Origin of the sequence: Pseudomonas sp. FP2309, from assembly GCF_030687575.1 — a bacterium.
Lineage (GTDB): Bacteria > Pseudomonadota > Gammaproteobacteria > Pseudomonadales > Pseudomonadaceae > Aquipseudomonas.
Map to the genome: position 1 here is coordinate 3,659,902 of NZ_CP117439.1, position 12,190 is coordinate 3,672,091.

Annotated in this window: 12 protein-coding genes and 4 tRNA genes; 4 read left to right on the forward strand and 12 right to left on the reverse strand. The window is 60.4% G+C overall.

Annotation, left to right across the window (positions count from 1 at the left end; translation table 11 throughout):
• The first annotated feature begins 21 nt into the window (after positions 1–21).
• On the forward strand, positions 22–693 hold the full coding sequence (locus PSH59_RS16735) for a heavy metal response regulator transcription factor (protein WP_248082228.1): 672 nt from the start codon (positions 22–24) through the stop codon (positions 691–693).
• A complete protein-coding gene (locus tag PSH59_RS16740; protein ID WP_305393244.1) occupies positions 690–2,090 on the forward strand; it encodes a heavy metal sensor histidine kinase in 1,401 nt (466 codons plus the stop codon). Before PSH59_RS16735 ends, PSH59_RS16740 begins: the two co-directional genes overlap by 4 nt.
• Before the next feature lie 11 nt (positions 2,091–2,101).
• On the opposite strand, the gene PSH59_RS16745 is transcribed toward PSH59_RS16740, so the two are convergent.
• The 4 genes from PSH59_RS16745 to PSH59_RS16760 form a co-directional block, all read right to left on the reverse strand.
• The gene (locus PSH59_RS16745) at positions 2,102–2,548 is read right to left on the reverse strand and encodes an anti-virulence regulator CigR family protein (RefSeq protein ID WP_305393245.1); all 447 of its coding nucleotides are present in this window, start codon (positions 2,546–2,548) and stop codon (positions 2,102–2,104) included.
• A gap of 63 nt (positions 2,549–2,611) precedes the next feature.
• The gene (gene pcp, locus PSH59_RS16750; protein ID WP_305393246.1) at positions 2,612–3,226 is read right to left on the reverse strand and encodes a pyroglutamyl-peptidase I; all 615 of its coding nucleotides are present in this window, start codon (positions 3,224–3,226) and stop codon (positions 2,612–2,614) included.
• A 7-nt stretch (positions 3,227–3,233) separates the two neighbouring features.
• Positions 3,234–4,184 (reverse strand): DUF979 domain-containing protein, encoded by a 951-nt coding sequence (locus PSH59_RS16755; protein ID WP_305393247.1) that lies wholly within the window; start codon positions 4,182–4,184, stop codon positions 3,234–3,236.
• A complete protein-coding gene (locus PSH59_RS16760; RefSeq protein WP_248082238.1) occupies positions 4,181–4,897 on the reverse strand; it encodes a DUF969 domain-containing protein in 717 nt (238 codons plus the stop codon). The genes PSH59_RS16755 and PSH59_RS16760 overlap by 4 nt, the downstream gene beginning before the upstream one ends.
• 386 nt (positions 4,898–5,283) lie before the next feature.
• On the opposite strand from PSH59_RS16760, the gene PSH59_RS16765 reads away from it, so the two are divergent.
• The gene (locus tag PSH59_RS16765; protein WP_248082240.1) at positions 5,284–5,469 is read left to right on the forward strand and encodes a hypothetical protein; all 186 of its coding nucleotides are present in this window, start codon (positions 5,284–5,286) and stop codon (positions 5,467–5,469) included.
• Between the two features lie 159 nt (positions 5,470–5,628).
• Here PSH59_RS16765 and PSH59_RS16770 read toward each other — a convergent pair.
• Positions 5,629–5,705, reverse strand: a tRNA-Val gene (locus PSH59_RS16770).
• A 184-nt stretch (positions 5,706–5,889) separates the two neighbouring features.
• Between PSH59_RS16770 and PSH59_RS16775 the strand changes: the two genes are divergently transcribed.
• Positions 5,890–7,173 carry an FAD-binding oxidoreductase gene (locus PSH59_RS16775; protein WP_248082242.1) on the forward strand — a complete coding sequence of 428 codons (1,284 nt, stop codon included), beginning with the start codon at positions 5,890–5,892 and terminating at the stop codon, positions 7,171–7,173.
• A gap of 157 nt (positions 7,174–7,330) precedes the next feature.
• On the opposite strand, the gene PSH59_RS16780 is transcribed toward PSH59_RS16775, so the two are convergent.
• From PSH59_RS16780 to PSH59_RS16810, 7 genes are all read right to left on the reverse strand, one after another.
• Positions 7,331–7,407 (reverse strand) — tRNA-Asp (locus PSH59_RS16780).
• Between the two features lie 105 nt (positions 7,408–7,512).
• Positions 7,513–7,589, reverse strand: a tRNA-Asp gene (locus PSH59_RS16785).
• A gap of 55 nt (positions 7,590–7,644) precedes the next feature.
• Positions 7,645–7,720 (reverse strand) — tRNA-Val (locus tag PSH59_RS16790).
• Positions 7,721–7,827: 107 nt separating this feature from the next.
• The gene (locus PSH59_RS16795; protein ID WP_248082519.1) at positions 7,828–8,592 is read right to left on the reverse strand and encodes an SDR family oxidoreductase; all 765 of its coding nucleotides are present in this window, start codon (positions 8,590–8,592) and stop codon (positions 7,828–7,830) included.
• Between the two features lie 11 nt (positions 8,593–8,603).
• On the reverse strand, positions 8,604–9,815 hold the full coding sequence (locus PSH59_RS16800; RefSeq protein WP_305393248.1) for an O-succinylhomoserine sulfhydrylase: 1,212 nt from the start codon (positions 9,813–9,815) through the stop codon (positions 8,604–8,606).
• Between the two features lie 66 nt (positions 9,816–9,881).
• Positions 9,882–11,387, reverse strand: coding sequence for an amidophosphoribosyltransferase (gene purF, locus PSH59_RS16805; RefSeq protein WP_248082252.1), 1,506 nt, complete (start codon positions 11,385–11,387; stop codon positions 9,882–9,884).
• A gap of 40 nt (positions 11,388–11,427) precedes the next feature.
• Complete coding sequence (locus PSH59_RS16810; protein ID WP_003234314.1) at positions 11,428–11,985, reverse strand: CvpA family protein; 558 nt, start codon at positions 11,983–11,985, stop codon at positions 11,428–11,430.
• Positions 11,986–12,190 lie beyond the last annotated feature (205 nt).

Genomic DNA, 12,190 nt, shown 5'->3' on the forward strand with positions numbered 1-12,190 from the left:
TATTGAATCAGGGCATTTCCCATGAACATCCTCGTTGTCGAAGACGAACCCAAGGCCGGTAATTACCTGCTCAATGGCCTGCAGGAACAGGGTTACTCCGTAAGCCTCGCCCGTGATGGCGTGGACGGCCTGCACCAGGCGCTGGAGACCGCGTTCGACGTAATCGTGCTGGACGTGATGATGCCGAAAATGGACGGCTGGGAAGTGCTGCGCCGCCTGCGCAAGGAAATCGACACACCGGTTCTTTTCCTGACCGCCCGCGATGACATTGCCGACCGCATCAAAGGCCTGGAACTGGGCGCTGATGACTACCTGATCAAGCCGTTCTCCTTCGCCGAACTGGTAGCACGCCTGCGCACCCTGACCCGCCGAGGTCCGAGCCGGGAGGAAGAACAGCTACAAATCGCCGACCTGCACATCGACGTGCTCAAACGCCGTGTTACCCGTGCAGGCACGCGTATCACCCTGACCAACAAGGAATTCGCCCTGCTGCACCTGTTCGCCACCCATCAGGACCAGGTGCTGTCACGCTCGCTGATCGCCTCACGTGTATGGGACATGAATTTCGACAGTGATACCAACGTGGTGGACGTGGCCGTGCGGCGCCTGCGTCTGAAGATCGACGACCCGTTCCCGCTCAAGCTGATCCACAGCGTGCGCGGCATCGGCTACCGTTTCGACACCCAGCCATGAGCAATCGTCGCCATTATTCCCTGACCCTGCGTCTGGCGCTGATCTTCGCCCTGCTCGCTTTTGCCTTGTTGGCCAGCCTGGGCGTGGCGCTGTACCGTGAGCTGGAACGCGAGCTGATCCGCCGCGACGACGCGCAGCTGATTTCCCGCGTGGACCAACTGCGCAACCTGCTCAATGACAGCAACACCCTGGACCTGATCAAGACCAAGCCGGAATTGTTCCAGAACATGCTGGGCAATCGCGAGTCGGTGCTAAGCATTGCCGCGCCCGGCCAGGCACCGCTGCTGCTGGTAAACCCGGCCAATATCGACCTGCCGGCGATCAAGCCAGTGCCCAAGGGCCACGTGCTTGCGCTGAGCGATGTGCAACACCTGCCGGGGGTCAATGGCGTGCCCTTTTCCACCCTGGCCGCGTCCATCGACTCCGGCGACTTGGGCAGCCTGCAAGTCACCAGCGGGCGCCTGATGACCGAGCGCACCGCCATGCTCGCCAGCTACCGGTTGAGCGTATATATCCTGGCGAGTATCGCCGCCATCATCCTCGCATTGGTGGGCTACCTGCTGGTGCATCGGGGTCTGCAACCCCTGCGCCGCCTGGCCGAACACGCCCAGGGGATCGGCGTCGGCAATCTGGCCGAACGTCTCGACAGCCACGGGGCACCAAAAGAGCTGCTGCCGATGATCGATTCGTTCAACACCATGCTTGAACGCCTGGCCAAGGGCTTTGTACAACTGGGCCAGGTGTCCACCGACATGGCTCATGAACTGCGCACGCCGATCAACAACCTGCTGGGGGAAACCCAAGTTGCCCTGCAACAGCAGCGCAGCGTCGAGAGCTACCAGCAACTCCTGGCCTCCAATGTCGAGGAACTGGAGCGCCTGGCGCGAATGCTCGACAACATGCTGTTTCTGGCCCGCACAGACCCGGCCAGCGCCTTGCGCCAGCGCCAGGCATTGAGTGCGACGGATGAACTGGAACGCATCGCCGATTACTTCGAAGGCTTGGCGGGCGACAGGGATATCACCATTCGGGCCGAGGGTGACGGCGTGATCTGGGCCGAGCCGATGCTGCTGCGCCGCGCCCTGGCGAACCTGTGCGCCAATGCCATCAAATATGCGGCGCCGAGCTCCGAGCTGGTGATCCAGGCCGTTGCACAGGCCGACGGTATCCGTCTGCGGGTCAATAACCACGGCGAAACCATCCCGGCCGAGCACTTGTCGCGGCTGTTCGAACGGTTTTATCGGGTGGATGAATCACGGGAACGGTCGGCCCAATCCAACGGGCTGGGCCTGTCCATCGTCGCGACCATCATGCAGTTGCATAACGGCCGGTACAGCGTCAGCAGCCAGGACGGCGTGACGTGTTTCGAGCTGTTCTTTCCAGGGCCTGAAGCATGAAGGACGCAGGCTCAGTCCAACGCGCCATTGAGCACTTCGTAAATGATGCCCGTCGCGATGGTCACCAGTATCAGGTCGGTGCCTGCCTGCTGCCACTCATACCCATCGTAATGGGGCAAGCGCCCGGCTAAACGCCCGTCCAGCTTCTTGGCAATACCCGGCGGCAGCGGTTTGCCGCGCGCCAGGTTCTTGCGGATACCCGGCGGCAGTGCAGGTCCTGGGCTCCAGTAATCGCGATAGCCGCCCAGCACACTCAGTACGCCGCCACGGTCGACAGCAGGCCCGTGATTGCCCGCGCCACCTTTGCCTTTGGGCTTTTCATGCCCCTGCCCACCTTGGCTGTTGCCTTTGTTATTACCTTGCCCCTTGCCGTTACCGGGATCTGCCAGGGCCATACCGCTGCCGGCAAACAGCACAAGCGACAACGCAACAGACGCAAACTTCAACGACCTGATCATGACGATTTTCCAAGGCAGGAACGTAGGTGGACTGTAGTTGAAGTTCCCGCGCCACGCGCTGAATCAACTCACCTGGCCGCCCACCTCCACCGCATCCACTGAGGTGTTCCACGCCACAGACACCGCCACGCGCAGCCCATCTACCAGGCGCGATAGCGGCATCAGTGACTCACCTGGCACATGGATAAAACCACTGCGCACAGCCGAACCCACCAGCTCATGCTGTAAACGATAAAACACCTGATTGCACACAAAGGTACCCGCCGTCTGCGACACAGACGCTGCAATCCCCGCCTCACGCACCGCCTTGACCATGGCCTTGATCGGCAGCGTCGAAAAGTAGGCCGCCGGACCGCCGTTCACGATGGGCGTATCCACGGGCTGCTCACCCAAATTATCGGGGATGCGCGCATCGTTGATATTGATCGCCACCCGCTCCATGGAAATCTCGCTACGCCCCGGCGCCAGGCCGGTGGCGATGACCATGGCTGGGCGCAATTCGTCAATCAATTGCAGCATGCGCTCGCCCGCCGTGGCGAACGCACACGGCAGTTCGCGGGCCACGACCCTCACATCCTGGTCAATCTTGAACCCGTCCAACTGGCGCGCGGCTTCCCAGGACGGGTTCACCGGTTCTTGATCAAAAGGCTCGAACCCCATCAGCAGTACGGTTTTCATCCTGGCCTCACATCAATAGATAAAGCAGCACGATATTCACCACCAGCATCATCAACGCCGTTGGCAACTGGGCCTTGATCACCGCGTTTTTGTCCGGCAACTCCAGCAACGCGGCCGGCACGATATTGAAGTTGGCGGCCATCGGTGTCATCAGCGTTCCGCAGTAGCCGGAGAACATGCCGATGGCCGCCATCACCGCAGGGTTCCCGCCGTAGATGCCCACCAGCACCGGCACGCCGACACCGCCGGTCATCACCGGGAACGCGGCAAAACCATTGCCCATGATCACTGTGAACAGTGCCATGCCCAACACATAGACCATCACCGCCACCAACTTGAAATCCAGGTTGATATAAGTGGTGGTGACGTGGGCAACGGCCGTCCCCACACCGGCGTCATTGAACAGCAGGCCGAGCATCGCCAGCATTTGCGGGAGCACCATGGCCCAGCCCAAGGCCTCGGTGAGGCGGCGCGATTCACGCAACGCTTGCACCGGCGTATCACGGGTCAGCCAGCAGGCCAGGCCGAGGGCGATCAGGCAGCCAATGCCGAGGGACACGAAGGTGGTGTTTTTCGGGTCCAGCAGCGCAACGCCACCGATCTCAGTGTGCTTGAGCAGCACCGAACCGATCACCGTGGTCAGCGGGATCGCCAGCGCCGGAATGAACAACTTATGCCCCAGGCGGCCGGCGCTGGCACGGGACGCCTTGTCGTGCAACTCGACATGGCTGCCACGGCCAACGCCGCCCAGGCCTGCGATCAACGCCATCACCACCACGCCTGCGCCGACCACCACCGATGGCAGGCGCTCGCCCACCAGGAATGGGATGGCGAAGAGCAACCAGAACAGCGCGCTGGACAGGCGCTTGGGGTGCGTGCGGTCCAACAGGATCATGCTAGCAGTGATCAGCAGCAGCACGCCGGCGAGCCAGTACAGGTATTGAATGGAAATAATCATTGGGCGGCCTCCACAGTGGTGGACGCAGGCGTCATCTCGCGGGTCAGCCGGCGGTCAAACCGATGCAGGCGGATCGCATGGATGATGAAGGCGCAGATCGCCGTGGGAATGCCCCACACTGCAATGTGCAGCGGCTCGACATCGATTCCCGAGCCCAACAGGAAGGTGTGCATCAGCGCGATCGCACCAAAGGCTACAAAGATGTCTTCACCAAAAAACAGGCCGACGTTGTCGGTCGCCGCGCACATGGCCAACACCTTGTGGCGCAGCTTGTCCGGCAGTTTGCCGTAGCGTTTTTCCGCCGCGCCTTCGGCCATGGGGGCCAGCAACGGGCGCACCATCTGCGGGTGTCCACCCAAGCTGGTCAAGCCCATGGCAGCCGTGGATTCGCGCACAAACAGGTAAATGATCAGCAGGCGGCCGACCGTGGCACGCTCGAATCGCGCAATCCAGTTCTGCGCGTGCAGGCGCAACCCATGGCGCTCCAGCAAGCCGATGACCGCCAGGGGCAACAAGAGGATCAATTGCAGGGCACGGGTCTGAAGGAAGCCATCGCCCATGGTGGCGAGGATTTTTTCCAGCGGGAAATGGGCGGCAAGCCCGGTGGTGATAGCGGCGGCGGTGACCACCAACAACGGATTGAAGCGCAAAACAAAGCCAACCACGATCACAAGTACGCCGATCAACGGCCATAGGTTCACAACAGTTTGCATGGCGATGAAGTCCTTAAGTGCGCGCTGCGGCGCCATTACAGCAGGATGTGAACAAGGGGTTCACAGCAAGAAGTGGCGTGCAGTCGGCTCGGTTTTTTATTGTTGACCCGTAAGGGCGAGCGTCAGTGGCGGCAACTTTGCTGCCTGGAAGCGCGAGGTGTCCAACAAGAAAAATTGTTGCTGCGCACCAATAAATTTTGTTGGTGAATGACGCCGGTGCAGGTAACAAGAAGTAGACAGGTCGCCGCAGGTTCGCGTACTTACGACATGTGCTCTTCAGCGCGGGAAGGGATTACCCCGGCCCTTACCAAAAAACAGGTGCAGGCGATTGCCAAGCAGATGATCAGTGATATCAAGAACGCCAAGGCAAGTGAGACGCCCCTGGGATGAGCGAGTTTCTGGAGTTCATCGGGCGTCTGATCGACCTGCTGCTCAAGCTATTAGAGCTCAGCAACGATTACACACCACCACGGCGCAAACGCGTTTTCTCACTCGGGTTCGTGATGTTTTTGCTGTGCGTGGCCGTAGTTGAACTGATTCTGCTCAACGTCTGGTTTGCAGGTGGCGGCTAAGACAGCCGCGGTGACTGCCTGATCTCGCTGGTAGCCGTCACCACCCGATCCAGGTTGCTTTGGGAAGAGGTCCTTTTAGCACTGACAAATCGCAGGTAACAAAAAAGGGCTCACCTTTCGGTGAGCCCTTCTAGACCGCCCAGCAGAACGGATTTTGTTTGGTAGGCGCGATTGGACTCGAACCAACGACCCCCACCATGTCAAGGTGGTGCTCTAACCAACTGAGCTACGTGCCTGCTGTGAGGCGGCATTCTACGGAATTCAGAAGGTGTGTCAACATCTTTTTTGCAGCTAACCCTATGAATATGCGAATTTTTTATTTGCAGCCCGCGCGTAGCTCTTTTCCTGCTGGCTGGCAGGCAATTTTCAACTGAGGTAGGATCGGCACACTCGTAAAAAATATAAAACAGAGGTTCCAGGATGGCGAACACCCCCTACCCCCAGTCGTATTACGCGGCGTCAGCGAATGCCGTTCCGCCTCGCCCGATGCTGCAAGGCGATGTCGAAACCGATGTCTGCGTGATCGGCGCCGGCTATACCGGCCTATCCAGCGCGCTGTTCCTGCTGGAGAACGGCTTTCGCGTGACTGTCCTGGAAGCCGCCAAAGTGGGTTTTGGCGCCTCGGGCCGCAATGGCGGGCAGATCGTCAACAGCTACAGCCGCGATATCGATGTGATCGAGCGCAGCGTCGGGTCTCAGCAGGCGCAGCTCTTGGGGCAGATGGCGTTTGAAGGCGGCAGGATCATTCGTGAGCGGGTCGCCAAGTATCAGATCCAGTGCGACCTGAAGGACGGTGGCGTGTTCGCCGCGCTAAACAGCAAGCACATGGGCCACCTGGAGTCGCAGAAGCGCCTGTGGGAGCGCTACGGCCACACGCAACTGCAATTGCTGGACGAACGCCGCATCCGCGAGGTGGTGGCCTGTGACAACTATGTCGGCGGCCTGCTGGACATGAGCGGTGGGCATATCCATCCGCTGAACCTGGCGCTGGGTGAGGCGGCTGCGGTGGAATCCCTGGGCGGCACCATCTACGAACAATCGGCGGCGGTGCGTATCGAACGCGGCGCCAACCCGGTAGTACATACCGCCGAGGGCAAGGTCAGAGCCAAGTTCATCATCGTGGCGGGCAATGCCTACCTGGGCAATCTGGTGCCGGAACTGGCCGCCAAGTCCATGCCTTGCGGCACACAAGTGATCACTACCGCACCGCTGGGGGATGAACTGGCCAAGACCCTACTGCCGCAGAATTACTGCGTGGAAGACTGCAACTACCTGCTCGACTACTACCGCCTGACCGGCGACAAACGCCTGATCTTCGGCGGCGGCGTGGTGTATGGCGCGCGCGACCCAGCGAATATCGAGGCGATCATCCGACCAAAAATGCTCAAGGCCTTCCCGCAGCTCAAGGATGTGAAGATTGATTACGCCTGGACCGGCAATTTCCTGCTGACCCTGTCGCGCCTGCCGCAGGTAGGGCGCCTGGGCGACAATATCTACTATTCACAGGGCTGCAGTGGCCACGGCGTGACGTACACGCACCTGGCGGGCAAAGTGTTGGCGGAGGCACTCAGAGGCCAGGCAGAGCGTTTTGATGCGTTCGCCGACCTGCCGCACTATCCTTTCCCGGGCGGCCAACTGTTGCGCACACCTTTTGCAGCATTGGGCGCCTGGTACTACGGCTTGCGCGATAAGCTGGGGTTCTGACGCCATTGCGGGAGCCGGTTCGCCGGCTCCCGCAACCGGACATCAAATCGCAGACACAAAAAACCCCGGTCTTTCGACCAGGGTCTTTGCTATCGGGTCAAAGAAGCTTGACGCTTGCTTTGTGCTCCAAGGCGTTCAGTGGGCCTTGAGGCAGATATGGCGCAGCGGACGGGACTCGAACCCGCGACCCCCGGCGTGACAGGCCGGTATTCTAACCGACTGAACTACCGCTGCGTATCGCTTGACCAGTTGAGCGAAAACCGCCAACCGTCTTTAAACATCTGATCGATCAACCTTGGCTGTTCGATCTCAGGCCCGATACATCGAACCTGGAAAATATGGCGCAGCGGACGGGACTCGAACCCGCGACCCCCGGCGTGACAGGCCGGTATTCTAACCGACTGAACTACCGCTGCGCGTCGGTGCAACCTATAAAGTTGCGTCTTGCCCTGGGGCAAAACTCTCAAGAAGTGGTGGGTGATGACGGGATCGAACCGCCGACCCTCTGCTTGTAAGGCAGATGCTCTCCCAGCTGAGCTAATCACCCTTTGCTTCGTTGAGGCCGCGAAATTTACGCAGGTAACGGACCTAAGTCAATAGCCCGCTTGAAGTTTTTCTAAAAAAGACAAAATTGCTTCAAGACGCCTGCACGCCCTACTCGCTGTAAATCATCTTCTTGCTCATGCCACCGTCCACCACAAACTCCTGCCCGGTCACAAAGCCCGCCTGACGCGACAGCAGCCACGCCACCATCGCCGCCACGTCCTCGACCGTACCCACCCTGCCCGCCGGATGCTGGGCATGATCGGCATCGGTCAGTGGCTCGGCGCGGCGCGCGGCCGGATCACGTGCATCGATCCAACCCGGGCTGACCGCATTGACCCGTACTTCAGGTCCGAGGCTGATGGCCAACGCGTGCGTCAGCGCCAACAAGCCGCCCTTACTCGCCGCGTAGGCCTCGGTATCCGGCTCGGATTGACCGGCGCGGGTCGACGCCAGGTTGACGATCGCACCACCATGGGCCCGCAGGTACGGCGCGCAGTGCTTGGCCAGCAACATCGGCCCACTGAGGTTCACCGCCAGCACACGATTCCAGTAAGCCAGATCGAGGCTTTCCAGGGTGCTGTTACGCGGGTCGGCCACCGCCGCATTACATACCAGCGCATCCAGACGCCCGAATTGCCCAAGCACTTCGGCGACGCCTGCGGCAACTTGTTTTTCGTCGGCCACGTCCATGGTGATAAACCAGGCGTTCTCACCCAGCACCTTGGACACCTGGGATCCGCGCTGGCGATCCAGATCAGCCAACACCACTTGCCAGCCTTCACTGACCAGCCACGCGGCAACGCCCAGACCAATGCCCCGCGCAGCGCCCGTCACCAGCGCGACGCGCCCGTTACTGGCCGTTGCGGCCTCCAGTGACCATTCAATCACAAGGCCGCCAACCCGCGAGCCAGGTCCGCCTGCAAGTCAGTCACGTCTTCCAGACCCACAGCGACGCGGATCAGACTGTCACGGATACCGGCCGCTTCACGCTCCTGCGGCGCCAGGCGCCCATGGGACGTGGTACCTGGGTGGGTAATGGTGGTTTTACTGTCGCCCAGGTTGGCAGTGATCGAGATCAGGCGCGTCGCATCGATAAAGCGCCAGGCGCCCTCCTTGCCACCCTTGACCTCAAAGCTCACCACCGCACCGAAGCCGCGCTGCTGACGCTGGGCCAGTTCGTGCTGCGGATGGCTCTTGAGGCCGGCGTAGTGGACTTTTTCGATACCGTCCTGCTGCTCCAGCCACTCGGCCAGGGCCTGGGCGTTGGCGCAATGGACTTTCATACGCAGGCTGAGGGTTTCCAGGCCTTTGAGGAAGATCCAAGCGTTGAACGGGCTCAAGGTCGGGCCGGCGGTGCGCAGGAAGCCCACCACTTCCTTCATCTGCTCGGCGCGACCGGCAACCACGCCCCCCATGCAACGGCCCTGGCCGTCGATGAACTTGGTCGCCGAGTGCACAACGACGTCCGCACCCAGCTTCAGCGGCTGTTGCAGGGCAGGCGTGCAGAAGCAGTTATCGACCACCAGCATCGCGCCCTTCGCGTGGGCAACTTCCGACAACGCGGCGATGTCCACCAACTCGGCCAGCGGGTTGGACGGCGACTCGACGAACAGCAATTTGGTATTGGCTTTGATCGCCGCGTCCCAGCCGGACAGGTCCGCCAGGGGCACGTAGTCCACTTCGATACCGAAGCGCTTGAAGTACTTCTCGAACAGGCTGATGGTCGAGCCGAACACGCTGCGCGACACTAACACGTGGTCGCCGGCACTGCACAGGCTCATTACCACAGCCATGATCGCCGCCATGCCGGTGGCCGTTGCCACCGCCTGCTCAGCGCCTTCCAGGGCCGCGATACGCTCTTCGAACGCACGCACGGTCGGGTTGGTGTAGCGCGAATACACGTTGCCCGGCACTTCGCCAGCAAACCGTGCAGCCGCATCAGCCGCGGTACGGAACACGTAGCTGGAGGTGAAGAACATCGGATCGCCGTGCTCACCTTCCGGGGTGCGGTGCTGGCCGGCGCGCACAGCCAGGGTATCGAAAGCCACGCCATCGAGGTCGCTGTCCAACCGACCGGCATCCCATTCCTGACTCATGCTGCCACTCCTTACTCGAATTCTTTATTTAAGATACAAAACCGGCCCCTCAGGGCCGGTGGTTACTCAGTTGTTATACAGATCGATGATCGCACTGACCGCCTGGGTCTTGATCTTCGACGAGTCGTTACGTGCCTGCTCGATTTTGTTCAGGTAGGCCTCGTCGACGTCTCCGGTCACGTACTTGCCGTCGAACACGGCACAGTCGAACTGCTCGATCTTGATCTTGCCACCGCCCACCGCTTCGATCAGGTCCGACAGGTCCTGGTAGATCAGCCAGTCGGCGCCGATCAGGTCAGCCACATCCTGGGTGGTGCGGTTGTGGGCGATCAGTTCGTGGGCGCTCGGCATGTCGATACCGTACACGTTCGGGTAACGCACGGCGGGAGCTGCGGAACAGAAGTAAACGTTCTTCGCACCCGCTTCACGGGCCATCTGGATGATCTGCTTGCACGTAGTGCCGCGCACGATGGAGTCATCCACCAGCATCACGTTCTTGCCGCGGAACTCCAGCTCAATGGCGTTGAGCTTCTGACGCACTGATTTCTTGCGTGCAGCCTGGCCAGGCATGATGAAGGTACGGCCGATGTAGCGGTTCTTCACGAAGCCTTCGCGGAACTTGACGCCCAGATGGTTCGCCAATTCCAGCGCAGCGGTGCGGCTGGTGTCCGGGATCGGGATCACCACGTCGATATCATGCTCAGGGCGCTCGCGCAGGATCTTGTCGGCGAGCTTTTCGCCCATCCGCAGGCGCGCCTTGTACACCGAAACACCGTCGATGATCGAATCCGGACGCGCCAGGTAGACGTGTTCGAAGATGCAAGGGGTGAGTTTCGGCGCTACAGCGCACTGACGGGTGTGCAGCTTGCCATCTTCGGTGATGTACACCGCTTCGCCCGGCGCGAGGTCACGGATCAGGGTGAAGCCCAGCACGTCCAGGGACACGCTTTCGGAAGCGATCATGTACTCGACGCCTTCGTCGGTGTGACGCTGACCAAACACGATCGGACGAATGCCATGCGGATCGCGGAAACCGACGATACCGTAACCGGTGATCATCGCCACCACGGCATAACCACCGACACAACGGTTGTGCACGTCGATCACGGCGGCAAACACGTCTTCTTCGGTCGGCTGCAGCTTGCCGCGCTGGGCCAGTTCGTGTGCGAACACGTTAAGCAGCACTTCCGAGTCGGAACTGGTGTTGACGTGGCGCAGGTCAGATTCGTAGATCTCCTTGGCCAGTTGTTCAACGTTGGTCAGGTTACCGTTATGCGCCAGGGTGATGCCGTAAGGCGAGTTGACGTAAAACGGTTGAGCTTCGGCCGACGTCGAGCTGCCAGCGGTCGGATAACGCACATGGCCAATACCCATGTGCCCGACCAGGCGCTGCATGTGACGCTGATGGAACACGTCACGTACCAGACCATTATCCTTGCGCAGGAATAACCGGCCGTCGTGGCTGGTCACAATACCGGCAGCGTCCTGGCCGCGGTGCTGGAGGACGGTTAGCGCGTCATACAGCGCCTGATTGACGTTCGACTTACCGACGATACCGACGATGCCACACATGCGACGCAACCCCTACTTAATGAATCTTGACTGAACACTCTTACTGAGGCGTTTTGGCCGGCAAGAGGTGTTCCTTGAACGGAAGATCAGCGGGTACGCTGATTCCGCTGGCCAGCCACTGACTGCTCCACCCCAATATGAGGTTCTTGGACCAGTCTGCAACCAATAGAAACTTTGGCACGAGTACCGACTCCTGCCACCACGCATCCTGCTGTACCGGCCCCAGGCTCAACAGCCCGACTGCCACGACCACCAGCAACGCGCCACGCGCGGCACCAAAAGCCATGCCCAGAAATCGATCGGTCCCGGAGAGGCCGGTGACACGTATCAACTCGCCAATAAGATAATTGACCATTGCCCCCACCAGCAGCGTGGCGATGAACATGATGGCGCAGCCCGCGATGACGCGGGCCGAAGGTGTTTCGATGTATCCGGCCAGATAGACCGACAATGAACCGCCGAACATCCAGGCTACGACTCCTGCGATGATCCAAGTCAGCAACGACAGTGCTTCTTTTACGAAGCCGCGGCTTAGACTGATCAAAGCGGAGATGGCGACGATTGCAACGATCGCCCAGTCAACCCAGGTAAATGGCACGTTAGAGCCTACGGACGGATAAGGCGGCGCATTTTAGCAGAGCGTCGGGCTGTCGGTAAGCGGTGTTTGCGGCTGCTTTGCAAATCAATAGTTTGGGACGAGCGAATCCGATCTCAACCCCACCACAAAACCAAAATGGGAGGGGCTCGCCTCCGATAGCGGCGGATCAGTCATTCATCCGTCGACTGTCACACCACCACCGAGG